Here is a 26,286-nt window from a genome sequence, read left to right as displayed (position 1 = left end):
ATGCGAATTTATACTCCACATGACCTGCCATACATTGCATTTGCATTTTTCATTCCTTTTGAAATGAATTATATAATACGGTACGTGATATTTTAATATCCATTCACCACTGTTATCGAACCTTACCTTATTCACGACATATGCATCTTCTAATTTTGGCATACGAAAGAGGGCACTCCCCTCCAGATAAGTGCCCTCTCGTAAAGAGGAATTGTAACTGTTCCCTATAAATGTATGATTCGGCATTCCGATTATGTCTGAAATTTGGTAAATCCAACAAAATTAATTAGTTTTTTGGTAACAATCTTTATCTATTGTTACATATATTATCTTGAAATCCTTCTTGTCAAACTATTATTTATTTAGGACTTACTCTCATAACAATAATAGTAGACTATCAGTTTCAAAAAACGAGTACTGCCTCTGTCACCAATACGCGTTTTTTGACATGATGAAAGAACAACTGTAGACCAGCTATCTTTTCGTCAATTCTTTATGTTATTACTATAACTCCTTTTTGCAATAGTTAACATGAACTGAAGTGAACTTAATGTTTTGTTAACCTAGCTTTTGAGCATATTCAATCATTCGCTTTATTTGCGCATGTTTATTATAGATATAACGCGGACTGTAGTCTAATTCTTCAGCAAGCTTTTCCAATGTCTTACCCTCCACATACTTACCATACATAATCTTATGTTCTAATCCTTTGAATGATTGAATCACTTTCTTTAATTCGTACATGTCATTCATCTTATGAGCTAGGTCATGTTCACGTACAGCAATACGATCTTCAAGCTTTCCTCCTTCTGCCCCTTCAGTTAATCGCACTTCTTGCAAGTCACTATATATCCAACGTTTTAACTCTTTCTTGCTTCTATCTAAATCACTTTCTAAATAGATAATTTCATCTTCTAACTTATGATAACCTTTTAACCATTCTAGCAATGTGTATGCCACCTCACTTATTTTAAGATGCCAGCTTGTACAAATATGTTTCTCCACGCTGTTTCAACACGATATCTTTCTACTAACTTACCTCTACGAGCAATTGCCTTTCTAACCTTACGTTTCGTATCCTTTTTCATTGTTTTCTCCCCCTTTGATTTCATCTCAAAACTGATGAATTGTTTTATAAACTGGTTTCACACATTTTTAGACATTTTATCGTCCACAGAACTATGGTATTGAGAATATATTTAAACGCTGAATTTCCTCATTATATAGCTCCTTTTTCATAGGAAATGAATGATTGACTAAATTACATATCGTTTGATTCTTTTATCGCCTACGTTCACCTCTATATATTCCAAACCATCACTGGTTTTATCAAATGACACTACTTCACCTATTATTTTTGAAATTTCATTTGATAATGTTCTAAATGGAAACAGTAGCGTTTCACCTTCCACCACATTCGCTTTTCCCATACTAGGTCTGTATTTTTTCATATCCATTCCTCTTTCCATAAAAATATCGTTTGTATTAAAATTAGCTTTGACTATTTTGGGTATTTATAACCATTTTTTCATTCCACTTATGTATAAAATAATTGTGCTTGCCCATACTATACACATAAGGTCATTGAGTTACCTTCCGATTTGCTTCTTCTTTACACTTGGGCATCTAACTTTTGTTAGTTGCTCCTTTTGGTTCAATGAACCTTTTCTTAAAGATGAACATACACTATAAAAAAATTTACTCAGCTGAAAAAGTCTGATTACACTAATTTTTCCGAAAGTTATTGAAGACTGCATCTGGATTTCAATATCTTTTTTGGTTTAATTAACCATTTACAAAAGCTAAGCATATATTATTAGTAATTGTAGGTATACACTGGTCCGAGAGCCCTTTACTTCAGGGCTCTTTCTTTATAAATACGCTTATCCATGTTTCTCCCCAAAATTAAAAAATGCCCGTTTTAAGATAATATTTCGCTTGATAATAAAAATGATGATAAATCCAATTCCCACTGAATTTTTTATCCAAATACACAATTTCAAAGCCATACTTTGCTTTAAATGTATTTAGCCTTCCCAGTAACGCTAGTGGATTGTATTTGGAATGATACTTCCCTTGTAGCATCTTTTCGTATCCATGTAGGTCCTCCACAATTAGAGTGAATGGAATGTCCTTTGAACGAATCAATTCATTTTCAAACGCTGTTTGCGTATTTTTTTGTAAGTTCCCTGTGATCTCATCCATGTGGGCCTTTCGTTCTACTCGGCTATCTAAATAGATATCACGAGGTATTCCCAGTTCTTCATTTTTCGGAATCATGTAACCATAATCACCTGTATCTAATTTTTGATTTTTCATAGGGACTCCCTTTTGATGTAAATAATCGCGAATATGGCCATTTACGTTTTCACGAGAATCAATTACAATCGTGAGTGTTTTAAGAATGTTGTGTATTTCCGTGTCTGTATAACGATAACTGATCAATTCCATACTCCTTTCTTCACATGTATAACCGCACGTTCATATATCTTTCTTGACATTACAACCGATTTATCATTTTTAAATGGACGATAGTCTTCATAGATGTCTGTCCAACCATTCTCCGCAAGTACAATCGTCCAGTCATAAAAGAGTTGTAAGGAATCTACATCAGCTCGTAACCAGTCATGTAATTTTTGATTATGCTGCCATCCACAGAATTGATACAAAATCTTCAACATGGTGATGTCCTCGACACTTTCATTCTTCCAGGATTGAAACCATGTATGGATTTCCTGAAAATGTTGTTCTGCAGCTTGCATCACTTCCGTTGAGATTAAGTTTTGTCTCGTTATTCCCATTCGGTCATCGCTCGGATCCAAATAAATATTCGCACCCGCTTTCCAAATATCTGATACAATTTTCAATACTTGCATGGCAGTAGTTTCACTCCCCACCTTGCTGGTTTATTTCTAAACTTGTGGTATGCTCCGATTCGTTCTTTACTCAATTGATAACTAAAGCTTCTTCTACTAATAGATTCCAAATCATACGTTTCACAATATTTCAAATAACGTTTATATAAGTCATCAGTTAACTCAAAACTTTTAATATCTCGTTCGGTATTTTCTTCTATAAACTTTTTCATAATAACCCACCTCCATTACCCAGCCTGTTACTAAAATGACCTTTTCCCACTCAAAAAACACCATAAATCACGCTTTTTTTCATTTAGTAACACGTCACAAGACTTACAACCACAAGGGATTGAAGTGTTTCGTGTTATTGGTGTTATCTAAAAATTCCTTGTAGGCTCCTAATAGAATATATATATTATTTTTTTAGAAGGTAATATTTAATAACAAAAGTAACAAAAAGAATATAAAAAGCATCTTTAACCCTTGATACACAAGGTTTTTTATGAGATTTTAAATTTGTTACTTTTAGTAACATTCTCACTATTTTCTTCGTTTTCCAGTAACTTTGATTGCTTATCAGTATTATTTCGGTCTATTAAAGTAACACCTTTGATGTAATACTTATTTCTGTTGCCACGCTCTCTTTTAAAACCCTGCGTTTCCAAAATCCGATAAAATGCCCTATTTTTTAATTGATGCTCACCATTTCTAAAACACCAATTCGCATACGTTTCATATAATTGTTTTGCTTCCAATTGAACGTCATCTCTTTTAAAACAACACTCAAACATAAATGGACCAAGTATATCCATTTCTTCTTTGTAATCACCTGTGGCTTTCCTAACAATCGCCGGATCATTTAAACCTGACTGCTGCCACTTCAAACAACCTTCAATCGCCCAATTTAGTATGCCTGGCATTTCAAGACTTAGTTTTTCTGGCAATTTCTTATCACGTTTTTCTTTAGGTAGCTGTAGATTGAATGGAATCAAACGAATACGTCTCCAAATCCCTTCATCCACACCTTTTATAACCGGCTTATGATTTGTAGTGAAGAAAACTTTAAATTCAGGTATGAACTCGAAAAACTCTTGTCTTAAGAACCTTGCTAATACAGGCTCACCACCTGTTATTTGCTTGACAAATGTCTCTGAGAGTTGCTCCCCATCTTCACTTTCGATGGCGGATACAAACCGGGCCCCAGCCAACCTAGCAATATCATTATTCGCTCCTGTTTCTTTCTTCTTGATAAAAGTATCGGACTTCGTTTGTCTTCCATAATCACCCATAAGGTCCTTAATGATATTGATAAAAGTTGATTTTCCGTTAGAACCTCCACCGATTAAGAAGACCATGATTTGCTCGGCAATTTCTCCAGTAAGAGAATAGCCAATCAATCGTTGCATATATTCCATCAACTCTTGATTCCCCTGAAAAATTTGTTCTAAAAACTTCATCCACTCTGGACATTTCGCTTGCTCATCAAATGTAACATTGGTGATTTTCGATAGATATACCTCCCGATCATGCGGACGAAGCTGCCCCGTCTGTAAGTCTACCATTCCATTTGCAACATTGAATAAATATTTATGGCTATCAAAATCTTCACGCGCTCCTGGGACCAATGGCATAAGATCTTTGATACTATTCATTCTTACATTTCTACGCTCACACATACGTGCCCATTTTATTTCCGATTCATCTTCTGATTTAGAAAGACTACGGAGAACTTTTGCTGTAATTCTTTCAATTTCTTTCTTCGTATCCACTCTCCATCGTTTTCCATCCCATATATACCAACCGATATCATGAACGAATTTAATTACATGGCCGTATTCATAAGCAATACGTTCCGCATTTCCAAGTTCCGTTAGTTTAAATTTCCTTTTTGGTTTGTCTTCCACAACTTCAGCTACATCTTCACTTATAAAATCAAATGAAAATTCATCGAATGGTTGCTTATAATCTAGAATTGTGGAAGAAGTAGATGAAATAGCCGTTGCTATCGTTCTTTCCCCATATGTTTCGTTTGTATCTCTGAAATGGATAACGTCCCATTTATCACGTATTAAGCTCGTCTCACGAAACATGGAATCCATTCGTGTTGCTGATTTCCCTGTCCAAAATGCTAAATGGTTACATAGAGAAAGGTCACTTGCCGAATGATCTTTATTAATTAGGCTTCCATTGTATAATGAGCGAATTTCATCGCCATTTTTACTACGGAACATTTTCTCCCATAAAGCATCATTTGAAATTTTGATTTCATCTTTTTCAAATTCTGCTAAATTCACGCGACCTTGTATGTCACTATCATCGAAATACTGTTCAAACACTTCTGCTAATTCATCCGTACGATCATACACATTATTAGAATTTTCTCGATTTCCAGTGAATGTGAAGAATCGTCCGTATGAGTAAATTTCTAAACCATGCTTGGTATTCTTCCTTCCAGTACCTAAAACAGATTGTGGAAGGTTCCCTTTGATAATGATGTGGATACCTTTTCCTGATGGTGAAAACTCTGTATAACTGTCTACTGTATCGATAATTTCTGTTGCAAAAGTATTTGTTTTTCCGGCCACAACACACTTATCAATGTCTATTCCTATATAGTTATCCTGCCTGCTGAACACGAACCCTATTCCGTCATAATCGCCTTCTAAATAAAACTTGACCGCTGTTGCTAATGTCGACCATGTACGCCTATTATTTGCTTGCGCCATTTCGCCGTTGGCTTGATACGGTATCTTCGTCGGTTTTCCATTTCTCTCTTCTTTGCGCCAAAGCACCCACTGCGGTAAGCTTTTCAGCTCTGTTGGTATCTCATTAAAATTGTATGGATTCTGTTTCATTACAACCTCCGGTTAGCCTTTTAAGATATAAACAAGAGAAGTCGGTACAAACCAACCTCTCTATGTAGTTATTTAAAACGGTAACATATCATCACCGACTGTTACTGCTGGACCACTTGTTATCGGATTTACGTCCGACACATCATAATATTTTGCCTTGGCTACCGTACGTTTTTGTTTTTGACCATCCACAATCTTATCGTACTCTTCATGTTTTACTGTGATTTGTAGATTCTTATTGAGAAGTTGTTTCCCCATATCTTCAGCAGATGCGAAAGCATGATGATGTCCAAAGCCACATGCTTTTAATAAAGAATTGACGATTCTAACCGAAACCTCATGTTCGAACGTAAACATGTTATAAAGCACTTTTGCTCCTTGATGATGTTGTGTTACATCACTTCGAATTTCAAAATCTATCGATAATTTATCTTTACCAGCTTGTGTTTTGCCAGCTTCCGCATTTACAATTACCGCTTCATATTTACCTTCAGCAACTAATTCAAAACCTGTATTTACGTTTGTTTCATCAAATTGAAAGAAACTCATTATTTATTTCCCCCTGTTTATTAGTTTGTGGATGACACAATTAATTCTTCTTGTATACAGCCTTTCCGCACATCGAGATGGTTCTTAGCAAAAACACTTTGATTACCTTCTAAAACAAATCCTCTTGTACCATCTGCCTTTTTAACCAATTGACCAACCACATGAACAATTCCCATAATATGATTGACGATTTTATCCCGAATATCTGGAATGAATTGTGTATATTGCTGCCCATCATCATGAATGATATTTCTTGTTGTTTCCCAAGCTGTAAAAATAACATTTGCATCTAATGAGTTAAACGTTTCTACTACCTTTAAAAGATGGTTATCTAGTAAAGCGTAATCCTTTAATTCCGGCATACCACTTTTCGTATTTTCACCTTTTTTAAGTAACCATAACTTTTGGTAATGCGTTAAATTATCAACAAAGATGTTATCGTATTTAGCGATATTTGCTTTTGCTAATGCATAAAATTGTAGGATGCTATCATGTGGATTTTCACCATCAATTTTAGCTACATCTACATTTTCATATCCTTCTAAAACTTGGCTTGTCCCATCAATATCCAAGACTAATGTTTTGCCTGGTAACAATCCAGCAACTGTTGTTTTACCGTTACCTGGCTTTGAATAGATAATAATTTTTGCTTTTTTACTTTTGGTAATGGCAGCACCGTTTGTGATTTCCAATTGATTCACTCCTTCGCCATGCTTTTCAAAACAAAAATAGAAGCTTCCAAATCAAAAATTTTACTTTCTGTGTTCCAAATATTTTGTTCCACAATCGGTTTCTTTTCTATTAGCCTTTCTAACTCTCTTTTGTGTTCACTTAACCTTCGTTGTTCCACACTTAATGACTTTTCTAGTTCTTCAATTCCACCATTCAAAACGGCAGCACCTCTTTTTGTTTACTCATTTCATATACTTCCATCAACATCTGCAATCCATATTCATAGGCAATCACCATACAAATGGATTCCGAATCATCACAACGTTTGTATCGATCAATTAGACGCCTTAAAATGGTTATCTCACTTTCAATCTTTTGTTGTAAGTTCATTTCATTCACCTGCTATCTTTTGGGTAGAATGTACAACAACGTATTCCTTAACGCATTCTGTTGAATTGTGTATACAATCACCTTCAAAATCCAAGTACTCTTCACCGCAGTAGATTTCCTTATTGCAACTCGCACAATGCCCCATAACATTCGTTATCGCTGAATCATTTGGATTTCCTATAATCATTAGATTTTCAATTATGATCGTTCACTCCTTTACATGCATTCATTTCATGCTATAATGACCTCAACATGTGTTTTTATTAGGCCGTCAGCCCCAACTGGCGGTTTCTCCTTTTATACAGCTCGAAAGCATTCAACACTTTGTTCCGCAATTAAGTAATTCGTTTGATTTCCTTCAAGTACGGCATCCTGGCCAAACATAAAATACTTATCATCTTGTTTAATTTCACAACCATAGAAATCTTCAATTGGTTGATCTGGCTCCTTAGATTCCTCTTCAATAATGTCTTCCACAAATATTGCATCGATATTACTCACACCAATGTGCAATGGTACCTTTCCAGTAGCACCTTCATATTCAATTCCTGATAAAAATCCAAAACTATTTTTAAATGTTTTAAATTGTTCTACTGTAAAACTTGCTTTAGCACCTGATTTAAAAACTAATGTTACTTCCTTCAATTAACTCACCTCCCTTCGATTTGAAACCTTACGGTTCATTTCATATAACTTACGTTTTGCTTCTGATTCCATAGCTTCTAATAGTAAAGGGTTATTTCTTGCTTCTGCGCATTTTTTAACGACTTCATGCCCTTTCATAATTCGTGTTGCTAATAGTACTCCATTCATGCTTCTCACTCTCCTTAAGATTTATTGATCTAATGGATATATGTAAATTAACTTGCTTTTATTTACTTACAATCTGATTAAAATGCTTCTCAAGAAACTCCTGCATTCTATCAGCTATAAACAACCACTTTTTCCCTCTAGACTCTGGATAATAAACAAAACCACCGTTGTTAATATCCAATATTTTCTTATAACAAGGTTTGTAAAGAATATTTTGTGTTAACCAACCATAACTATATCCAGTAGCTTTTTTTAAATCTTTCATTTCCCACCATGTTTTTTCTTTTTCCACATAAAGCCCTCCTAAAATATTGAGATACTCGATATTAATCTATAAAAAAAAGATACTCAATTGGTAAGCCTAACTTTTTTTTAATAACTTGCATCTCATAATCCGAAAATGAAAATTTCCCTTTTTCCTTCGCAGAGTATGCGTCTCTATTGATTCCCAATGCAATTGCCATTTCTGCAATCGTGATATCACGTGCCATTCTTTCTCTTTTTAAAATTCGTTTGGGTTTTAAATATTTCTTTCTAATTTCTTCTTTAACAGTCATTGTGTCACCTCCGAATTATCCGATGACCAAATAATATCGCACATCTCGATATTATTCAAGCTATATACAGAAACAATATTATGATACGCAATATTATTATTGTATCACGCGTTATTTTAGAGTATACTATCCTTATCGTATCAATGGATGGAGGTCACTTGAAATTGAAAAAAAATATTCTGGGTCCAGCGATCAAATATTTACGTAAATACAGAAGAATGACTCAAAAAGATTTAGAAAAAATTACTGGTTATAAACAAAGCACCATATCTGGTCATGAAAATAGAAATAGCACACTTGATGAATTAGATATACAAAATTATGCAAAGGCATTACAGGTAAGTCCCCAAAGTTTCTTTACGATAGCAGAAAAGCTGGAAAAAGGAGAAAGAATTACTGATGATGATGTATCAGGGATTATCACTATAAACAAGGATCAGGAAACAGAAGATGATCCTCATATGGTAATCGCAGCTCACATGGAAGATAATCTAAGCAAAGAAGAACTACAAGAGGTAATGGACTTCATTAATTTTGTTAAAAGTAAAAGAAAATAGGAGCATTTATATGAACAAGTTGGAAACACTTATAGCACAATATCCAGAAATAACTTTCAACTTTAATAATGAGATGCCTAATGGGTTAAGTGGACTTTGTGTTGGTAGTGAAATATATATCAATAATAATCTTAATCAAACCATTGCAGAAAAGTACGTAACAGTTAGTGAGGAAATAGCTCACTTTGAGAAAGGCATAGGTAATATAATTAGACAGGAAACTATTACCGAACGTCAGCAAGAATTCCAAGCCCGAAAAATAGGCTGCCTCCGAATTGTTACAATTGATGCTTTAATACTATGCTATGAAAAAGGCATCCAAACACCTTGGGATATAGCAGAAGAACTTGAAGTTACAACGGCTTGTGTTATAGATGCATTTGAATATATCCGGATGACAAAAGGAGTATCTTTTTATCATAAAAATTACTTAGTTCATTTCTTAACTGATACACATATAAACATTCAAAAGTTTTAGTGAATTTTATTTTGAATGGAGGAGAAAAACTTGGCAAGTTTTGAAAAAAGAGCAACTGGTTGGAGGTATCGCGTTTCTTATAAAGATGGAGATAAATACAAAACAAAAACCCAAGGTGGATTCTCGACCAAAAAAGAAGCAGCAATTGCAGCAAGTGAATTAGAAAAAAAAATAAGTCGTGGACATAATTTAAATGCAGAAGATAAACTATTCTCCGAGTATATGAGAGAATGGTTTGAGGTATATAAAAAAGGAAAACATAGTCTATCGCATGAGAAAAACCTTTTACAATCTGTAAAATTAGTCGAAGAGCATTTTATTGGTGTCCGTATGAAAGACTTAAATAGAGTTTTATATCAAAACTTTTTAAATGAATTATCTAAAAAACGTGCTAAAATGACCGTCAAGAAAAAACATAACTGTGTTAAAGCATGTATAAAATATGCAATTGAAGATGGAATTTTGCATAGAGATCCTACTTACAAAGCTATTATACATGGAGAGAATGAAACAAAATCAGAAGAATTAAAGTTTATCAATCAAGAAGAGATGAAAAAAATAGTGGATGAATTACGCACAAATTTAACAACACAATACATTTCAAGATATATAATTCTTTTTGCCATAGCCACTGGGGCAAGATTTGGTGAAATAATAGGGATGACATGGGACTGTGTAAACATAGAAGAAAGAACAATTACAATCAATAAGACGTGGGATTATCGTGATAAGAATGACTTTGGTAACACTAAAAATTATCAATCTGTACGTACAATAACAATTGATAAGGAAACAGTGAGTATGTTAAAAGATTTACAAAAACACCAAAAAGAACATGCTCTGAAAACAGGTTTAAGGAATACTAAAAACTTGTGTTTTATTAATAATCAAATGGAAGTTATAACAAATAACGCTGTAAACAAAGTTCTCAAAAAGATTTGCGCAAGATGCAATGTTAAACCGATAACATGTCATTCATTACGCCATACACATGCATCTATACTCTTATACAATGGCGTTAATATAAAATACATTTCAAGAAGACTTGGCCACAAAGATATTGTAATTACACTACAAACATATTCACATGTCTTAGATGAAATGGAACAAAAGGAATCTAGAATCGTTGATCAAACTATGTTGAATTTGTTCCAATCAGTTATATAAAACGTGCAAAAATCGTGCAAAAAAAATTCTAAACGTATAAGTTTATTTGAAATAGATAGTTCCTACAAAATTATATAAACCCAGTCATATCAAGGTTTTAAGAAAAAACATGTAATTATTTAAAAATCTAAAAGCGCGCCCAGAGGGATTCGAACCCCCGGCAGACGTGGTACCGGAAACCACCGCTCTATCCGACTGAGCTATGGGCGCATGATTATAGAAAACACTTCATTTTCTCTTCATAATAATAGCAATAAAAACCATTTAAATCAATAAAAACTCTTTGATAGCACATTATATATACGCTTTTTGTCTGCATAAAAAAGCCCCCTAATTTCTACATTTAGGAGGCACTTCTTACCCATTTTATTTATCTAGTTTCTCTTTAATCCCTTTTGGAATTTCATTCGGCTGTACTTCTTGGTATGTTTCAATATATTCACCTTTTGTTTTAACCTTTACATACGCTCCTTCTCGAAGCCCACGAGGTGCATAAAACTTAACGTCTTTTCCTTCTCCCGAAGCGTAATAACCAGTAAGTTTATAATCCCCAGCTACCTCTCCGATTTTGGATAGTCGGCCAGATTCTTTCGCTTTTACATATAACCAATCCTCTTTCACAAGCGGGTTGTATCTATCTGTTATCTCATTATGAGAAACACTTGCCACACCAATAACTAATATAAAAAGTCCAATTAAACCTAATAATAATTTCTTCATTTTTTCTCCTTAAAATATCTTTTTGACTTGCTTTACTTTCTTTATTCTAGAAGAAAAAAATTTGTTCCACTATCGCTTTTCCTTACATATTCATTACAAAATTGTAACCTTCACATGCTTTCCCCCTAAATTTTCCAATCATAAATTCACCCCAACTCACAAATTATAATCTTTGAATTGATATTCCAAAGGGGGCTTCATTCAATGACTGTAATTACAAAATTAAAGCAAACTGTTTCTGGATTAAAAAGTGCACAAGCTAGCTTAGAGGGATTCGCTCTTGATACGGATAACCAACAAGCAAAGCAACTTTTCCAAACAGCTGCAGAGCAAACGCAAACGATTATCGATTCTTTAAACCCACGCGTTGAAGAAGTCCAACAAGAAGAACCACAATACTCACAGCAATAACGTATTCGTCATGCTGTGAAATAGAAAAAGGATGATATGCAGTCATCCTTTTTCTATCACATTACATATTGCAATAGAAATGGAATGATAATCATGCGAAAACTCGGCCTCATAACCGCATTATTTGCCCTTCTATGTAGCTCTTTTACCGGATGTGATAATAGTCCCTTAGATAAAAAAGTGAAAGAAGAAGCAAAACGAACGGAGAAAGAGAAAGGTCCCAAATTAACAAAGACGAGTACGGAATCATTTAATCAATCTATATCACAAGGAGCAAAGAAAAGAGCTCTCGCTATGGATGAAATTATAAAAAGCACAGCAGTGAATTCAAATTTAGATCTCTACATAGCAGTTACACCGGAGCACCACGAAAGGTTTGGATTAAAACCTTTACGTAAGAAGCTTCAAAAGCAGCTAAGTGATGAACATCCTACTTTCGATGTTCGTGTAAGTACAGATAAAAAAATCTTTATGTTACTCGAAAAACTTGAAAAAAGGATAAAGGAAAAAAAAGTATCTAAAGATGAGATTAATAAGCAATTAAAACTCATCGGGAAAAAAATGGAGTCTAACACTTAACGCTTTTTAAAAGAAAAGGAAGGATTGCAATGTCTAGTAAAGATAAGAACTTAACCCCTGTGCAACAGGAGTATAAAAAATTCGAGCAAGAACGAGAACCGAAGCGCCCTGTCTTGAAAAATTGTATAAAAGCCTTTTTCGTCGGTGGTTTTATTTGCTTCATCGGACAACTTATTTCTACTTTTTACATCACATATTTTGATTTCACTGAGCGTTCAGCAGGAAATCCAACAGTCGCAACTCTTATTTTCATCTCCATGTTGCTAACTGGATTCGGTATATATGACCGCTTTGGGCAGTTTGCTGGAGCAGGCACAGCTGTACCCGTTACTGGATTCGGTAACTCTGTTATTGCCGCATGTATCGAACACCGAACTGAAGGGTTCGTACTCGGCGTTGGAGGAAATATGTTTAAATTAGCCGGTTCTGTTATTTTATTTGGTGTATTTTCAGCTTTCGTCATCGCACTTATTAAAACGATTCTCGTTCAATGGGGAGGGCTATAAATGTTACAAGGACACCGAACGTGGGTATTTGAAAATAAACCCGTTATTATTTCGACAGGAGTCGTTGGTGGACCGTTTGAAGCAAAAGGGAACATTCCAGAAGACTTCGATATCCTTCATGAAGATTTATGGCTCGGACAGGATTCCTATGAAAAAGCCCATAAAATTTTATTCGAAGAAGCTTGTAGCCGTGCTACTGAAAAAGCCAAGCTTCGTAAAGATGATATTCAATTTGTACTTGCAGGAGATTTAATTAATCAAATCACTCCAACAAGCTTTGCCTGCCGTACACTCGGCACACCATATCTCGGATTATTCGGAGCATGTTCTACTTCAATGGAAGGATTAGCACTCGGGGCAAGCATTGTAAATGCAAAAGGCGCAAAATATTTATTAACTGGGGCATCCAGCCATAATGCCGCTGTAGAAAAACAATTCCGATATCCAACTGAATACGGCGGTCAAAAACCTCCTACCGCACAATGGACAGTAACTGGAGCTGGTGCAGCTATTTTAAGCGACACTGGACATGGTCCTAGAGTAACATCTGCAACAATTGGACGAGTGATTGATATGGGATTAACAGATCCTTTTAATATGGGTGGTGCGATGGCCCCAGCGGCTGTCGATACAATTGAAGCCCATTTACGTGAACGACAAATTGACGCCTCTTATTACGACTTAATCGTAACAGGTGACCTTGGACATGTCGGTCGCGAAATTGCCTACGACCTACTACATAAACACGGAACAAAAGTAACAAGTGAACAATTCCAAGATTGTGGAATCATTATTTACAGAGACGGACAACCAGTCATAGCTGGGGCGAGTGGACCAGGATGTTCCGCAACAGTCGTGTACGGTCATTTATTAAACCGAATGAAAAGAGGAGAGTTCAAAAAAATACTTGTCGTTGCGACAGGCGCTTTACTATCTCCACTTACATTCCAACAAGAAGAAACGATTCCGTGTATCGCTCACGCCGTTTCGATTGAATTCGGAGGTGCAACGCAATGATTTTTTTCTGGGCTTTCGTCATTGGCGGACTCATCTGTGTAATCGGCCAACTTATGTTTGATGTCGGCAAGCTAACACCCGCTCATACAATGGCAACACTTGTTGTTGTCGGCGCTATACTGGACGGATTCAACCTGTATGAACCATTAATTGATTTCGCTGGAGCCGGGGCAACTGTACCTATTACAAGTTTCGGTAATGCCCTCGTTCACGGCGCAATGGAAGAAGCTGCAAAACATGGTATCGTCGGCGTCATTACCGGCATGTTTAAAGTAACGAGCGCCGGCGTATCTGCAGCTATTATTTTCGGCTTCATTGGAGCATTGCTATTCAAACCGAAAGGGTAAGGTGTTCGTATGACAGTTATCGCTAGCGTTAAAACCTGCCTCGCTAGTGTAAGGGGCGCTCAAGCAAGTTTAAGCTCTCTTTCACTAAATTCACAGGACGCGGAATCAAAACGTGTATTTCATGAATGCATGTTAGAAATGGACAGCATCATCACTGATTTACAGAATAGAGTTTCAGTATTAGAACGTGAAGAACCTCAATATAAAGGGTTTTAAGTAGACTGGAGGAAATGACTATGTCTCACCTGCCGGAATGGACACTTGTCATTCTTCGCTCTGTATTCATATTAATTATTTTATTCGCTATTACGAAATGGTTAGGGAAAAGACAAATCTCTCAGCTCTCCTTTTTTGAATACATAGCCGGAATGACAATCGGTGACATCGCTGCCCAAGTATCTACAGGGCTCGATTCAAAATTTTTCCACGGCGTCTTTGCGATACTCATTTTCGCTGTGGTACCTTTTTTAACAGGCATCCTCTCTTTAAAGAACAAAACAGCTCGAGATTTTTTTGAAGGAAAATCTACCGTACTAATAAAAGACGGAAAGATACTCGAAGACAACTTAAAGAAAGAAAAATATACAAGTGACGAATTACTGGAACTACTTCGTGGAAAAAATGCTTTCAGCGTAGCTGAAGTCGAATTTGCTGTCTTAGAACCGAGCGGAGAATTAAATGTACTATTAAAGAAAGATTCTCAACCACTTACAGCAAAAGACATCGGCTTAAAAGTACCAAATGAAAAAGAACCACAAACTGTTATTATGGATGGAAATGTCTTAGATGAACCTTTATCCTCAAGCGGGCATAACCGTGCTTGGTTACATTCCGAACTAGAAAAGCTCGGTGTTGTTATTGAAAATGTTTTTCTCGGTCAAGTGGATTCATATGGACAACTTACTATCGACATTTATAATGACAAACTACAAATGCCTTCTCCTCAAAATAAGCCTTTATTATTAGCATCTTTAAAAAAATGTCATGCTGATCTTGAACTATTTTCCCTAGAAACAAAGTCGAAATCAGCAAGCGAAATGTATAGTAAAAACGCGAAACACATCGAAAAGATTTTAAATAAAGTAACCTATCTTTTAAAAGAATAGATATCGAAAGAACGCTGTAGTAAAAAGGCGTTCTTTTCTTTTTTTCTATAGTTTTTATAACGTTTAAATTTATGTAATTCGGTTATGATGTTGAAGATACATAAGCAGGGAATTTCAAAAACATAGCGAATATTTCATGGTACAACTACATATTTTTTTGATTTAAAGTGGTTTCGTTTGACCTTTATTGACCATAATTGTATTATAAGACTAAGAAAGCTTTAGAAGGAGGAAATAACAGATGAATTTAATTCCTACAGTAATTGAACAAACAAATCGTGGAGAACGCGCTTACGATATTTACTCTCGACTATTAAAAGACCGCATCATTATGCTTGGTAGTGCAATTGATGACAACGTAGCTAACTCAATCGTTTCCCAGCTTTTATTCTTGGAATCTCAAGATCCAGAAAAAGATATTCACATCTACATCAACAGCCCTGGTGGTTCTATCACAGCAGGTATGGCAATTTACGATACAATGCAGTTTATTAAACCACAAGTATCAACAATCTGTATCGGTATGGCTGCATCTATGGGTGCATTCTTACTTGCAGCAGGTGAAAAAGGAAAACGTTATGCACTTCCAAACAGTGAAGTAATGATTCACCAACCACTTGGTGGAGCACAAGGTCAAGCGACTGAAATCGAAATCGCTGCAAAACGTATCCTGTTCTTACGTGAAAAACTAAACCAAATTCTTGCTGACCGCACAGGTCAACCACTTGAAGTACTACAACGCGACACAGACCGCGACAACTTCATGACAGCAGAAAAAGCTCTAGAATACGGTTTAATCGATAAGATCTTTACAAATCGTTAATAGATATTTAAAGCAGAAGCGGCTCGTTCAGAATCGCAGGGCGATGGAGCCCCTGATTCCGAGGCGCTTTTGCCTCGAATGAAGGGGCGAAACGACCGAAGATTCTAGCCGGTGGAGCTAGATAGATTTAAAGCGGAAGCGCCCTATAGCAGGGCGCTTTTTTTATAGTGTGGCCTCCGCACTCGCATACCCACCAACAAACAACAAAACAAAAAAGCTATCGCACATGCGCGATAGCTTCTTATTGTACATATGCAGCTAATGCTTCTAAAGCTTCTTCTGCATCTGAACCTTCTGTTGTAATTGTTATCATGCTACCAGTTCCAATTGCTAAGCTCATAATCCCCATTATGCTCTTTGCATTCACTGTCTTTCCATCTTTCTCGATGAAGATATCCGCATGAAAGCGATTGGCCTCTTGTACAAACAACGCAGCCGGACGTGCTTGTAAACCGTTTTTTAATGAAACCTTAACTCTTTTTTGAACCACAGCTCCATTTCCCCTTTAACCTCTTATTTTTTTGCTACCGTTTCCCCCGCGCGTAATTTCTCTGCAATCTCATCGATTTTACGCAAACGATGATTAATACCCGATTTACTAATTTTCCCCCCGGATACCATCTCGCCTAACTCTTTCAATGTTACATCTTGATAATCTCTTCGTAATTGTGCAATTTCTCGCAGTTTATCTGGTAATATATCAAGACCAACTGTCTCATCAATATAACGGATATTTTCAATCTGCCTTAGCGCTGCACCAATTGTTTTATTTAAATTGGCTGTTTCGCAGTTCACCAAACGATTTACTGAATTACGCATATCGCGAACGATTCGAATGTCTTCAAATCTTAAAAGCGCATTATGAGCGCCTATAATATTTAAAAACTCTGTAATCTTTTCTGCTTCTTTCAAATACGTAATGTACCCTTTTCTTCTTTCCAACGTCTTACTATTTAAATCAAATCCGTTCATCAGTTCACATATAGCATCATTATGTTCCTTATATAACGAAAAGACCTCTAAATGATAAGATGATGTTTCTGGGTTATTTACTGAACCACCTGCCAAAAATGCACCGCGTGAATACGATCGTTTACAACATTTCTTCTCAATCAATTCTTGTGATATATTTCGGATCAACGAAAAGTCGTCTCGAACAATATGAAGATCAGCTAATATTTCACGAGACTTCTCAACAAGCCGCACAATATATACATTATTTTTCTTCAATCGCATTTTTTTACGAACAAGCAATTCTACCGTCACGTCATATCCTTTTTTCAAAAGCGTATAAATCCTTCTTGCAATTGCCGCATTCTCCGTTTGAATATCGATAGATAGACGACGATTTGAAAAAGAAAGCGATCCGTTCATTCGAAGTAACGCTGATAATTCTGCTTTCTCACAGCATTCCTTCATCTCAAGATTCGTCAACTCTTTCTTTGTTTCTGATGCAAATGACACAGTCAACACCTCCTTATACGATTACTTTGGAACAAAAATCTTGTCCTATATGAAAGGATGAGCGTTACCTCAAACGAGGCAACGCTCATCTACAACAGTGAATATAAAATAGAAGCTAGTTTTAATGTATCGTGCCTTACAACACGATCATCATACTTTGCTAATTGATCTTGAATGACATCAATATTGCTCTCTGTAAAACGCTCTTCATCTACTACAACTGGCGCCGACATTTCTTCCTCATATAACTGACGTAATTCACAAGGAATATCACGGTTATTTACAATTGCAGTATCGATAAATGGTTTACCTAAATGATCATGTAACGCCTGCACGTGGTCAAACGCAGTATATCCCATCGTTTCACCAGCTTGCGTCATAACATTACACACATATACCTTCTTAGCTTTTGCAGCAAGAACAGCGTCCCCGATTTTGTTAACAACTAAATTCGGTAATATACTCGTATACAAACTTCCTGGACCAAAAACAAGTAAATCAGCTCGTTTAATCTCAGCCAACGTTTCATGTAACGGCTCTACATCTTCCGGAGTTAAAAAGACGCGGTTAATCTTCTTTCCGTAATAAGGAATCTTTGATTCACCTGTTACAATTTCTCCATCCTCTAGTTCCGCATGAAGTACCGCACTTTGGTTCGCTGCCGGTAACACACGTCCTCTGACATTTAACACTTTACTCGTTTCCGTAATCGCATGGAAAAAGTCTCCTGTAATCGAGGTCATACCCGCCAATAATAAATTTCCTAACGCATGACCTTTCAGCCCGTCTCCCGTTGTGAAACGATGCTGAAATAAAGCTTCCACCAGCGGTTCTACATCTGATAACGCAACAAGTACGTTGCGAATGTCACCTGGGGGTGGAATTTCTAGCTCATCACGTAATCTACCTGAACTGCCACCATCATCAGCGATTGTAACAACTGCTGTAATATCAACTGGATATTGTTTTAATCCTCGTAATAAAACAGAGAGTCCGGTACCGCCTCCCATGATAACAATTTTAGGTTTTCTCTCTTTTTTCATCCCTTAATGGCCCTTTCTCTTCTCCACATCACGATGAGATACATGAACGCTATACTCTGGTTTCAAATGTTTCCCAAGGTATTCTGTAAGCGTAACAGAACGATGCTGTCCACCTGTACATCCAATTGCAATTACAAGTTGACTCTTGCCTTCTCTTTTATAATGAGGCAGCATGAAAGTAATAAGATCCGTCAATTTCTCTAAAAACTTATGTGTCTCATTAAATTTCAGCACATACGATGAAACTTCCTCATCTAGTCCTGTTAATGGCTTCATATGTGGAATGTAATATGGATTTGGTAAAAAACGAACATCAAATACTAAATCTGCATCAATTGGAATACCGTACTTAAATCCAAATGACATAACATTTACACGAAATGCTTGCTCAGTTTCAGTTGAAAACAGATGAACAATTTTTTCACGTAATTCTTTCGGTTTTAAATCCGATGTATCAAGCACAATATTCGCTCGTGCCTTCATATCAGTTAATAAGCTGCGCTCCATTTCGATTCCCTTTAACGGCAAACCAGTTGGTGCAAGTGGATGCGAACGTCTCGTTTCTTTATAACGAGTTACAAGCGTGCCATCTTTCGCATCTAAGAATAAAATATGAGGAATAATCCATGTACGTTCTGATAAATCATCAAGCGCTCCCCATAAATGTTCGAAAAACTCTCGGCCACGTAAATCAACGCCAAGTGCTACTTTATTCATTTTTCCTTTTGAATCCGCCATAAGCTCAATAAACTTTGGCAATAACATCGGTGGTAAATTATCAACACAGAAATATCCTAAATCTTCAAAACTTTGTAAAGCTACTGTCTTTCCAGCTCCAGACATTCCTGTAATAATTACCATTTTTATATCATTATTCTCTGTCATCGTATCCTCTCCTTGACGGTTTAACTCGGATCTAATCGATATGAAAGCAACTCAAAATCTGGGGTATATACAAATGTACCGTAGATTATGCCATTTCCCTTAATTAAATAATCAATAATGTGATAATCTCCTGGTGCCATTGCTAAATCATCAATTTTGTCAAATGTATGCCAACCAATGATGCCTTCTTCGCTCTCTAGTTTGTTTTCTCCTGCAAAATCTGTCGCTAAAAAGGAGAACATCATCCACTCAGAAACAACTTTATCACCTTCTTGGATGACAAAGGTGAAGACCCCTTTTAACGCTGGGTTCTTTAAATAAATACCTGTTTCTTCACGATACTCGCGAACAACGGAATCTCTTACTGTCTCACCACGCTCCATTTTCCCGCCTGGTGCAACCCACCAATTTCGGCGAGGCTTTTGGAGTAAGAGCACTTCATTATCTCTAACTAACACACAGTTTGTCACTCTTTGCATGTTTCTTCACCTCAGCTACTTGCAGTAAATTTCTCACTGCATACTCATTTCATTATACTATCAAAAACAGTTTGCTACAACGAAGGAGCCAGTCCTCTTTCGCTCAGCATATGCTACTCAACAATTTTAAAAAAGCTTTCTAGAACAAGCAATGTAAATGCCTAGACTTTCAATGAATAGCATGAAAAATCCCCTTAACGATTTTTATCGCCAAGGGGATTAAAGTACTTATTTTTTACCGAAATAAGTAACAATCGCGAATCCTAAAATAAAGGTAATAATTGAACTTATAATTGAAAATCCTCCAGTTGGAATACCAGGGAACACAATTACAATTGAGCCGATAACAAGTCCAATAATTGCCGCAAATGTCATACTTTTATAACGATCTAACAAGAAACTAATTCCTTTACTACTTACAACAAACCCTACCATAACACCAGCACCGATAACTACGATTAAAGGTAAGTTCAGTGTAGTTAAAGCATTAATTGCTGTCGGATACACACCAATAATTAATAAAATAAATGATCCACTAATTCCAGGAAGCAACATAGCCATACTAGCTATCCATCCTGCGAAAAATAAACCAATTGCATTTAAAATTGTTAACGTCGTAATTGGATCTGCTGCCTTATCCGGTTTAAAGAAAGCTGTGATTGCAACAAGAATTGCTGCAACGATTAGCAAAACAATGTGTTTACCTTTAAACGAAGACTTTGCATCAGCTTCTCTCATTAACATCGGTAATATACTAATAATTAAACCGAGGAAGAAAAATTGAGTCGGTTCATAATGATTTGCAAGTAAATATTTAATAACGTGGCTTAATGTTAAAAACGCTGCTGCCACACCAGCTGCAAGGGGAATTAAAAATCCTAAATGTTTTTTCCATTCACGACTAAAGAATCCACTAATCGCCGCAAGTAATTGTTCATAAATCCCTAACACAACAGCGATTGTACCGCCGCTCACACCAGGAATTAAATCACTAACGCCCATACAAAATCCACGATATATATTACGCCATTCCATACTGAATAAATTCCTCATTTCTTATAGTGATTTTTTCCGTAAAGTCCAGTATATCAATAAGAAAGCTTATAATCCTAATATTTTTTGACAAAACTTTGACATTTTCACAAAAAAGAAGAAAGCTCCTATCGGTAGCTTTCTTCTCAAAAGGTATGTTATCCCTTATTTTTCTGATACAGTTTTTAGTTCTTCTAACAATTCTTCTACGTAATGTTGTGCACTTTGTGCTGCAATACTACCATCACCTGTTGCAGTTACAATTTGACGTAGCATTTTTTCACGAACATCACCAGCTGCGAAAATACCTGGAACTTTCGTTTCCATACGCTCGTTTGTTTCAAGGTAACCATTTTCATTTGTAATACCTAGTTCCACAAATGGTTTTGATAATGGTAACATACCGATGTATACGAATACGCCGTCAGTTTTGACTTCTTTCTCTTCTCCACTGTTTACGTCTACAAGCGTTACGCTTCCTACTTTACCATTTGCATCGTTAATTTCTTTAATAGTGTGATTCCAAATGAAATCTACTTTCTCGTTTTGGAAAGCACGATCTTGTAAAATTTTCTGTGCACGAAGCGTATCACGGCGGTGAACAATTGTCACCTTCGATGCGAAGCGTGTTAAGAACACACCCTCTTCAACAGCAGAATCTCCGCCACCAATAACTACAAGTTCTTTTCCTTTAAAGAAAGCACCATCACATACTGCACAATATGATACACCGCGGCCGCCAAGTTCTGCTTCGCCTGGCACACCAATTTTTTTATACTCTGCACCGCTTGCAACGATAATTGCACGTGCTTTATATTCTTTTTTACCAGCAACAATTGTTTTATATTCTTTACCATCGATGACTGCTTTCACATCACCGTATGCATATTCAGCACCAAATTTCTTCGCATGCTCGAACATTTTATTTGATAAGTCTGGTCCTAAAATAGACTCATAACCTGGGTAGTTTTCTACATCTTCTGTGTTTGCCATTTGGCCACCTGGGATACCACGCTCAAGCATTAATGTGCTTAAATTTGCACGAGATGTATATACTGCAGCTGTCATCCCAGCTGGTCCTGCACCAATAATAATGACATCATAAATTTTTTCTTCTGACACACTATTCACTCCTATTCATTCCTACACAATTAAGTTACCCTCATTATACTGTTAGCATCATTTTTTTCCCAATGATTTGCTTACTCTATGTGTGCGTACGCTTAACAGCCTGCACATACTTTCGAACAGTCGCTACAGATACATTATATACATCTCCAAGCTCCGACTGTGTCATCTTATTTCCTTGTTCGCTGCGCACGATATATTCAACCGCAGCTGACCAGCCGTATACATTGGTGAAAACTACCCCAGATGTATATAAACGTATGAACGTACAGAACCAAAATTGTAAACACTCTTCGATTAATTCATCATCTTTTTTCGTATAATTATATAAAGCATCCGCAATTCGCGCACACTGTTCAAATTGCTGTAAATCAGCCGGAATGCTCTTATGGCTATTAAGTAAAAAGAAATACTTTGCAAGTTGCGATACGATTGGAACACCGTTCTTCGCCTGCGCTACATCAAAGAAGAATCCCACCTTCTCTGGCGTGGACAACTCATTCATTAAATATAAAGCTAGCATTTGTTCCTCTAGCGTCGCACTTTGCTGAAATGATTTTCGTAATTCTTCAAATAATACGTTTTGTCCTTCATCCGCTAAATTCAGCGCATTCCACGGTTCTCTCCCCTTTTTATCAGGGTGCAATTCTACAACATGTTGCCACATTTTTTCAGCTACTTGCTGATCTTTCACCATGTAAGCAGAATATGCAAACCAATAATAAAAACTAACGTCTCCCTCGTATCCTTGACGCTTTAATACTTTAAACCATTTATATGCAGGCTCAAAATGACCAATTGTGGCAAGTGTCGTTCCCAGTTTCAAACGATGCTCGAACGAAATTGGATATACCGAAACTAACTGAGCAGCTAACGCTTCTACTTGTTTATGCTCTCCAATTGAATATAGGAAAATAAGCGTATTACAAAGCGCATGTATATTACCAGGATTTTTCTCTAAAATCATTTCCGTTAACTTCAGCGCCTTATCTACATTACCAGATTGAAAATGTGCAATGGCTAAATTATTATGCCCCGACCAAAATTCCGGATAATCTTTCGTAACAATTTCTAATGTAGCAATTGCTTCTTCCAATTGTCCGTTACGAATATAACGATTCGCTTCTTCCTGCATAACAATTAAATCATCTTCATCCTCAATCTCTTCCGCACCCATCGCTTCTTCTTCCATAATCTCAAGTAATTCTAATGTATCTTCTACAAATTCCTTCTCTTCTGCAACTTCTAAATAGCGATCCGCATACTTTTTCGCCTGCTGAAATAGCCCCATATATGCATAATTATTTGCAATAAAATAATAGCCCTGTTCAAGTTCTGGATTAGATCTAACAAGCTTAAAGAAGATTTGATTCGACTCTTGATATTCGCCAGCCTCAGATAATACTGTTGCTAATTGGCATAAAATAAACGGCTCCTTCTCACTTTGTGCCGCTCTTCGAAAATATTTAATTGCATCTTGCAATTTTTGCCCTTTGTAAGCCCTCATCCCTTTTTTATAAAAGAAGTCCGCTAATTGATTAAAAGAGATAACTTGTCCGTTCTCCTTATATATTCCTTGATTTTTCCCCATATATCCTCCAGTTTTTTGTTTTCTTCGTTCACACATTCTTCTATCTATAAGTATAAACGATTCCGTAAAAAACAAAACAGTATATTATACTCAATTATTTCCTTTTTATTCATTAAAAAAGAAGAGAAATGTTACATTTTTACTATCAACCTTCTCTAGCATCCATTTCTTCTTTCGTATAAATAACACGCATTGGATTTCCACCCACGAAAGCACCACTTGGAACATCTCTATGAACAAGTGTGCCAGCTGAAATAATCGCGCCATCCCCAATTTTTACACCTGGTAATATAGTCGTATTCGCTCCAATCATCACTTCATTTCCTATGATGATCTCTCCAAGTCGATATTCACGAATTAAATATTCATGTGCTAAAAGCGTTGTGTTATAGCCGACAATCGAATTCTCTCCCACAGTTATCTTTTCTGGGAACATAATGTCCGGCATTACCATAAGCGCAAATGATGTTTTCTTTCCGACTTTCATCCGTAAGAATGTGCGGTACAACCAATTCTTGACGGATAAAAATGGCGTGTAACGTGCAATTTGGATAATAATAAAGTTCTTCATTACCTTCCAAAAGGACACTGTTTTATACACATTCCATAATGAATTCTCTCCCGAAACAGGATAGCGCGTTGTCCGTCGCACTTAGCTCGCTCCTCTACTAAAGTAGGGAAATACGCCCCTACTAACTTACTTGGACCTTTATGACCGGTTCATATTAGACAAAATCGGTAGCAAATCACTCATTTTATCTAGCATAAAGTCCGGCTTGTAAGCCGCTAAATACGCTCTACCTTTCAACGTCCATGAAACAGCAGCCGTTTTCGTACCCGCATTTTGTCCACCAACAATATCATGATGGTTATCCCCAACCATCAATGCTTCTTCCGGTTTCGCATCTAATAACTCAAGCGCTTTTTGAAGTGGCTCTGGATGTGGTTTCACATGCTCTACATCATCAATTGTTACGACAACATCAAAAAAATCATCAAGCTTTGACAGCTTTAATCCCATTTCAACGGTTTGTCTCGCTTTCGTTGTAACAATACCAACTTTATAGCCTTGCTTCTTCAACTCTTGAACTGTTTCATATACAGTTTCATATTCTTCCACTAATTCATCGTGATGCTCATGGTTAAATTGACGATAACATGTAATCATTTCTTCAACCTTGTTCTCATCAATCTTGCTGAAAGTATCATGTAAAGATGGACCAATGAATGGCAATACATCTTCACGCTTATATTGATTTGGATAATATGTATGTAACGTATGTAAAAAAGAAGAAATAATAAGTTCGTTTGTATTAATTAACGTTCCATCTAAATCAAATAACACTGTATTTATTCTCATTGCCTTAGTCCCTTCTCTTTCCTGAATATGAAAGAAGCAGCATCTCATAATAAGATGCTACTTTTCTCTAATTTTCCGAATATCTTTTATCAGCTTGCCCCATTTTTCGTCTCACAATAATGAAAATAATAGAAATAACAACAAGTCCAATTGACATTACTTGTGCGATACGAAGTGGTCCTAGCATTAAACTATCTGTACGTAAGCCTTCTACGAAGAAGCGCCCTACTGAATACCAAATTAAATATGTGAAAAATAATTCCCCGCGTCGTAAATTCACTTTTCGTAATGCAAGTAATAAAATGACACCTGCAAAATTCCATAATGATTCATATAAAAACGTTGGGTGATAGTACACACCTTCAATATACATTTGATTAATAATGAAATCCGGTAAATGAAGACCCTCTAAAAACTGTCTCGTTACTTCATCACCATGTGCCTCTTGGTTCATAAAGTTTCCCCATCGGCCAATTGCTTGTCCTAGTAAAATACTTGGCGCTGCAATATCTGCTAACTTCCAGAATGAAAGTCCGCGTCGTTTCGCAAAAAGAATCCCTGTAATAACAGCCCCGATTAAACCACCATGAATCGCCAAGCCACCTTGACGAATATTAATAATTTGACTCGGGTTTTGCGCGTAATATTCCCATTCAAAAATAACGTAGTACATTCTCGCAAATAGAATAGCGATCGGTACTGCAATTAATACAAGGTCAACAAATGTATCTTTTGGAATACCTAGCCTTTCTCCCTCACGAGTTGCTAGCCAAAGACCTAGTAGCACACCTGTACCGATAATAATCCCGTACCAATAAACAGGAAACGGTCCAAGTTGGATCGCTACACGGTCAAGCTGTGGTACAGAACCTAACAGCATATGTATGACCTCCCTCTCC

General features: G+C 36.4%; 38 protein-coding genes and 1 tRNA gene. 11 read left to right on the top strand and 28 right to left on the bottom strand.

Going from position 1 to position 26,286, the window contains the following annotated elements:
• Nucleotides 1-558 precede the first annotated feature (558 nt).
• From PDL00_RS30485 to PDL00_RS30410, 15 genes are all read right to left on the bottom strand, one after another.
• A complete protein-coding gene (locus PDL00_RS30485) occupies nucleotides 559-948 on the bottom strand; it encodes a hypothetical protein (RefSeq protein WP_023523437.1) in 390 nt (129 codons plus the stop codon).
• Nucleotides 949-965: 17 nt separating this feature from the next.
• Nucleotides 966-1,088: a DUF3983 domain-containing protein gene (locus tag PDL00_RS30480; protein WP_006921851.1), complete on the bottom strand. Its 123-nt coding sequence runs from the start codon at nucleotides 1,086-1,088 to the stop codon at nucleotides 966-968.
• Nucleotides 1,089-1,256: 168 nt separating this feature from the next.
• The gene (locus PDL00_RS30475) at nucleotides 1,257-1,451 is read right to left on the bottom strand and encodes a hypothetical protein (RefSeq protein WP_023523438.1); all 195 of its coding nucleotides are present in this window, start codon (nucleotides 1,449-1,451) and stop codon (nucleotides 1,257-1,259) included.
• A gap of 454 nt (nucleotides 1,452-1,905) precedes the next feature.
• Complete coding sequence (locus PDL00_RS30470; RefSeq protein ID WP_098214346.1) at nucleotides 1,906-2,445, bottom strand: ERCC4 domain-containing protein; 540 nt, start codon at nucleotides 2,443-2,445, stop codon at nucleotides 1,906-1,908.
• Nucleotides 2,442-2,876, bottom strand: a complete 435-nt coding sequence (locus PDL00_RS30465) for a hypothetical protein (protein ID WP_098214347.1) — start codon at nucleotides 2,874-2,876, stop codon at nucleotides 2,442-2,444. Before PDL00_RS30465 ends, PDL00_RS30470 begins: the two co-directional genes overlap by 4 nt.
• A complete protein-coding gene (locus tag PDL00_RS30460) occupies nucleotides 2,864-3,088 on the bottom strand; it encodes a primase-like DNA-binding domain-containing protein (protein ID WP_023523441.1) in 225 nt (74 codons plus the stop codon). Before PDL00_RS30460 ends, PDL00_RS30465 begins: the two co-directional genes overlap by 13 nt.
• Nucleotides 3,089-3,358: 270 nt before the next feature.
• The gene (locus PDL00_RS30455; protein WP_270733328.1) at nucleotides 3,359-5,713 is read right to left on the bottom strand and encodes a phage/plasmid primase, P4 family; all 2,355 of its coding nucleotides are present in this window, start codon (nucleotides 5,711-5,713) and stop codon (nucleotides 3,359-3,361) included.
• A gap of 72 nt (nucleotides 5,714-5,785) precedes the next feature.
• On the bottom strand, nucleotides 5,786-6,262 hold the full coding sequence (locus tag PDL00_RS30450; RefSeq protein WP_098214349.1) for a DUF669 domain-containing protein: 477 nt from the start codon (nucleotides 6,260-6,262) through the stop codon (nucleotides 5,786-5,788).
• 20 nt (nucleotides 6,263-6,282) lie between these two features.
• Nucleotides 6,283-6,954 (bottom strand): AAA family ATPase, encoded by a 672-nt coding sequence (locus PDL00_RS30445; RefSeq protein WP_098214350.1) that lies wholly within the window; start codon nucleotides 6,952-6,954, stop codon nucleotides 6,283-6,285.
• A gap of 5 nt (nucleotides 6,955-6,959) precedes the next feature.
• On the bottom strand, nucleotides 6,960-7,151 hold the full coding sequence (locus tag PDL00_RS30440; RefSeq protein WP_023521063.1) for a hypothetical protein: 192 nt from the start codon (nucleotides 7,149-7,151) through the stop codon (nucleotides 6,960-6,962).
• Nucleotides 7,148-7,324: a hypothetical protein gene (locus PDL00_RS30435; RefSeq protein ID WP_001053267.1), complete on the bottom strand. Its 177-nt coding sequence runs from the start codon at nucleotides 7,322-7,324 to the stop codon at nucleotides 7,148-7,150. The genes PDL00_RS30440 and PDL00_RS30435 overlap by 4 nt, the downstream gene beginning before the upstream one ends.
• Nucleotides 7,325-7,621: 297 nt before the next feature.
• Nucleotides 7,622-7,969 (bottom strand): YqaI family protein, encoded by a 348-nt coding sequence (locus PDL00_RS30425; RefSeq protein WP_270733324.1) that lies wholly within the window; start codon nucleotides 7,967-7,969, stop codon nucleotides 7,622-7,624.
• The gene (locus PDL00_RS30420) at nucleotides 7,970-8,137 is read right to left on the bottom strand and encodes a hypothetical protein (RefSeq protein WP_001014678.1); all 168 of its coding nucleotides are present in this window, start codon (nucleotides 8,135-8,137) and stop codon (nucleotides 7,970-7,972) included.
• Nucleotides 8,138-8,195: 58 nt separating this feature from the next.
• On the bottom strand, nucleotides 8,196-8,429 hold the full coding sequence (locus PDL00_RS30415; protein WP_023523446.1) for a DUF771 domain-containing protein: 234 nt from the start codon (nucleotides 8,427-8,429) through the stop codon (nucleotides 8,196-8,198).
• Between the two features lie 34 nt (nucleotides 8,430-8,463).
• Complete coding sequence (locus tag PDL00_RS30410) at nucleotides 8,464-8,694, bottom strand: helix-turn-helix transcriptional regulator (protein ID WP_000216290.1); 231 nt, start codon at nucleotides 8,692-8,694, stop codon at nucleotides 8,464-8,466.
• Between the two features lie 164 nt (nucleotides 8,695-8,858).
• On the opposite strand from PDL00_RS30410, the gene PDL00_RS30405 reads away from it, so the two are divergent.
• From PDL00_RS30405 to PDL00_RS30395, 3 genes are read left to right on the top strand one after another with little or no spacing between them, the layout of a single operon-like run.
• On the top strand, nucleotides 8,859-9,251 hold the full coding sequence (locus PDL00_RS30405; protein WP_023523448.1) for a helix-turn-helix domain-containing protein: 393 nt from the start codon (nucleotides 8,859-8,861) through the stop codon (nucleotides 9,249-9,251).
• A 10-nt stretch (nucleotides 9,252-9,261) separates the two neighbouring features.
• Nucleotides 9,262-9,729, top strand: a complete 468-nt coding sequence (locus tag PDL00_RS30400) for a hypothetical protein (RefSeq protein ID WP_038413877.1) — start codon at nucleotides 9,262-9,264, stop codon at nucleotides 9,727-9,729.
• Nucleotides 9,730-9,759: 30 nt separating this feature from the next.
• Nucleotides 9,760-10,896 carry a tyrosine-type recombinase/integrase gene (locus PDL00_RS30395; protein WP_270733318.1) on the top strand — a complete coding sequence of 379 codons (1,137 nt, stop codon included), beginning with the start codon at nucleotides 9,760-9,762 and terminating at the stop codon, nucleotides 10,894-10,896.
• Nucleotides 10,897-11,030: 134 nt separating this feature from the next.
• Here the strand turns inward: PDL00_RS30395 and PDL00_RS30390 are convergent.
• A tRNA-Arg gene (locus tag PDL00_RS30390) sits at nucleotides 11,031-11,106 on the bottom strand.
• A gap of 156 nt (nucleotides 11,107-11,262) precedes the next feature.
• A complete protein-coding gene (locus PDL00_RS30385; RefSeq protein WP_270733317.1) occupies nucleotides 11,263-11,616 on the bottom strand; it encodes a YxeA family protein in 354 nt (117 codons plus the stop codon).
• A gap of 204 nt (nucleotides 11,617-11,820) precedes the next feature.
• Here PDL00_RS30385 and PDL00_RS30380 point away from each other — a divergent pair, with 204 nt between their 5' ends.
• The 8 genes from PDL00_RS30380 to clpP all read left to right on the top strand — a co-directional run bounded on the left by PDL00_RS30380 (nucleotide 11,821) and on the right by clpP (nucleotide 16,405).
• Nucleotides 11,821-12,027, top strand: coding sequence for a DUF1657 domain-containing protein (locus PDL00_RS30380; protein ID WP_000216160.1), 207 nt, complete (start codon nucleotides 11,821-11,823; stop codon nucleotides 12,025-12,027).
• A 93-nt stretch (nucleotides 12,028-12,120) separates the two neighbouring features.
• Complete coding sequence (locus tag PDL00_RS30375; protein WP_242255313.1) at nucleotides 12,121-12,606, top strand: YhcN/YlaJ family sporulation lipoprotein; 486 nt, start codon at nucleotides 12,121-12,123, stop codon at nucleotides 12,604-12,606.
• Nucleotides 12,607-12,635: 29 nt separating this feature from the next.
• The gene (spoVAC, locus tag PDL00_RS30370) at nucleotides 12,636-13,112 is read left to right on the top strand and encodes a stage V sporulation protein AC (protein WP_000095399.1); all 477 of its coding nucleotides are present in this window, start codon (nucleotides 12,636-12,638) and stop codon (nucleotides 13,110-13,112) included.
• Complete coding sequence (gene spoVAD / locus PDL00_RS30365; RefSeq protein WP_000938978.1) at nucleotides 13,113-14,129, top strand: stage V sporulation protein AD; 1,017 nt, start codon at nucleotides 13,113-13,115, stop codon at nucleotides 14,127-14,129. It begins immediately after the preceding gene.
• The gene (spoVAE, locus tag PDL00_RS30360; protein WP_000575922.1) at nucleotides 14,126-14,476 is read left to right on the top strand and encodes a stage V sporulation protein AE; all 351 of its coding nucleotides are present in this window, start codon (nucleotides 14,126-14,128) and stop codon (nucleotides 14,474-14,476) included. Before spoVAD ends, spoVAE begins: the two co-directional genes overlap by 4 nt.
• A 9-nt stretch (nucleotides 14,477-14,485) precedes the next feature.
• The gene (locus PDL00_RS30355) at nucleotides 14,486-14,692 is read left to right on the top strand and encodes a DUF1657 domain-containing protein (RefSeq protein ID WP_002034728.1); all 207 of its coding nucleotides are present in this window, start codon (nucleotides 14,486-14,488) and stop codon (nucleotides 14,690-14,692) included.
• 20 nt (nucleotides 14,693-14,712) lie between these two features.
• A complete protein-coding gene (locus tag PDL00_RS30350) occupies nucleotides 14,713-15,582 on the top strand; it encodes a DUF421 domain-containing protein (RefSeq protein ID WP_098585090.1) in 870 nt (289 codons plus the stop codon).
• 241 nt (nucleotides 15,583-15,823) lie between these two features.
• A complete protein-coding gene (clpP, locus tag PDL00_RS30345) occupies nucleotides 15,824-16,405 on the top strand; it encodes an ATP-dependent Clp endopeptidase proteolytic subunit ClpP (RefSeq protein WP_001049162.1) in 582 nt (193 codons plus the stop codon).
• 241 nt (nucleotides 16,406-16,646) lie between these two features.
• Here clpP and PDL00_RS30340 read toward each other — a convergent pair whose 3' ends face one another.
• From PDL00_RS30340 to lgt, 11 genes are all read right to left on the bottom strand, one after another.
• The gene (locus PDL00_RS30340; RefSeq protein WP_000250306.1) at nucleotides 16,647-16,895 is read right to left on the bottom strand and encodes an HPr family phosphocarrier protein; all 249 of its coding nucleotides are present in this window, start codon (nucleotides 16,893-16,895) and stop codon (nucleotides 16,647-16,649) included.
• Nucleotides 16,896-16,918: 23 nt separating this feature from the next.
• Nucleotides 16,919-17,869, bottom strand: coding sequence for a DNA-binding protein WhiA (gene whiA, locus PDL00_RS30335; RefSeq protein WP_270733316.1), 951 nt, complete (start codon nucleotides 17,867-17,869; stop codon nucleotides 16,919-16,921).
• Between the two features lie 89 nt (nucleotides 17,870-17,958).
• Nucleotides 17,959-18,912 (bottom strand): gluconeogenesis factor YvcK family protein, encoded by a 954-nt coding sequence (locus tag PDL00_RS30330; protein ID WP_098374190.1) that lies wholly within the window; start codon nucleotides 18,910-18,912, stop codon nucleotides 17,959-17,961.
• Nucleotides 18,913-18,915: 3 nt separating this feature from the next.
• Nucleotides 18,916-19,797: an RNase adapter RapZ gene (rapZ, locus tag PDL00_RS30325; RefSeq protein ID WP_000138462.1), complete on the bottom strand. Its 882-nt coding sequence runs from the start codon at nucleotides 19,795-19,797 to the stop codon at nucleotides 18,916-18,918.
• 20 nt (nucleotides 19,798-19,817) lie between these two features.
• Nucleotides 19,818-20,276 carry an NUDIX hydrolase gene (locus tag PDL00_RS30320; protein WP_061679302.1) on the bottom strand — a complete coding sequence of 153 codons (459 nt, stop codon included), beginning with the start codon at nucleotides 20,274-20,276 and terminating at the stop codon, nucleotides 19,818-19,820.
• 228 nt (nucleotides 20,277-20,504) lie between these two features.
• Nucleotides 20,505-21,311: a DUF368 domain-containing protein gene (locus tag PDL00_RS30315; RefSeq protein WP_270733314.1), complete on the bottom strand. Its 807-nt coding sequence runs from the start codon at nucleotides 21,309-21,311 to the stop codon at nucleotides 20,505-20,507.
• A 162-nt stretch (nucleotides 21,312-21,473) separates the two neighbouring features.
• Nucleotides 21,474-22,430: a thioredoxin-disulfide reductase gene (gene trxB, locus PDL00_RS30310; RefSeq protein WP_242255317.1), complete on the bottom strand. Its 957-nt coding sequence runs from the start codon at nucleotides 22,428-22,430 to the stop codon at nucleotides 21,474-21,476.
• A gap of 85 nt (nucleotides 22,431-22,515) precedes the next feature.
• Nucleotides 22,516-24,027, bottom strand: a complete 1,512-nt coding sequence (locus PDL00_RS30305) for a tetratricopeptide repeat protein (protein WP_270733313.1) — start codon at nucleotides 24,025-24,027, stop codon at nucleotides 22,516-22,518.
• Nucleotides 24,028-24,172: 145 nt separating this feature from the next.
• Nucleotides 24,173-24,679: an acyltransferase gene (locus PDL00_RS30300; protein WP_061679305.1), complete on the bottom strand. Its 507-nt coding sequence runs from the start codon at nucleotides 24,677-24,679 to the stop codon at nucleotides 24,173-24,175.
• Between the two features lie 57 nt (nucleotides 24,680-24,736).
• A complete protein-coding gene (gene ppaX, locus PDL00_RS30295; RefSeq protein WP_242255319.1) occupies nucleotides 24,737-25,387 on the bottom strand; it encodes a pyrophosphatase PpaX in 651 nt (216 codons plus the stop codon).
• Between the two features lie 67 nt (nucleotides 25,388-25,454).
• The gene (gene lgt / locus PDL00_RS30290) at nucleotides 25,455-26,267 is read right to left on the bottom strand and encodes a prolipoprotein diacylglyceryl transferase (protein WP_000924230.1); all 813 of its coding nucleotides are present in this window, start codon (nucleotides 26,265-26,267) and stop codon (nucleotides 25,455-25,457) included.
• Between the last annotated feature and the right edge of the window lie 19 nt (nucleotides 26,268-26,286).

The organism is Bacillus cereus group sp. TH152-1LC (assembly GCF_027710505.1).
In the GTDB taxonomy this organism is placed as follows: Bacteria; Bacillota; Bacilli; order Bacillales; family Bacillaceae_G; genus Bacillus_A; species Bacillus_A mobilis.
This window is presented reverse-complemented; position numbering and strand designations above follow the sequence as displayed.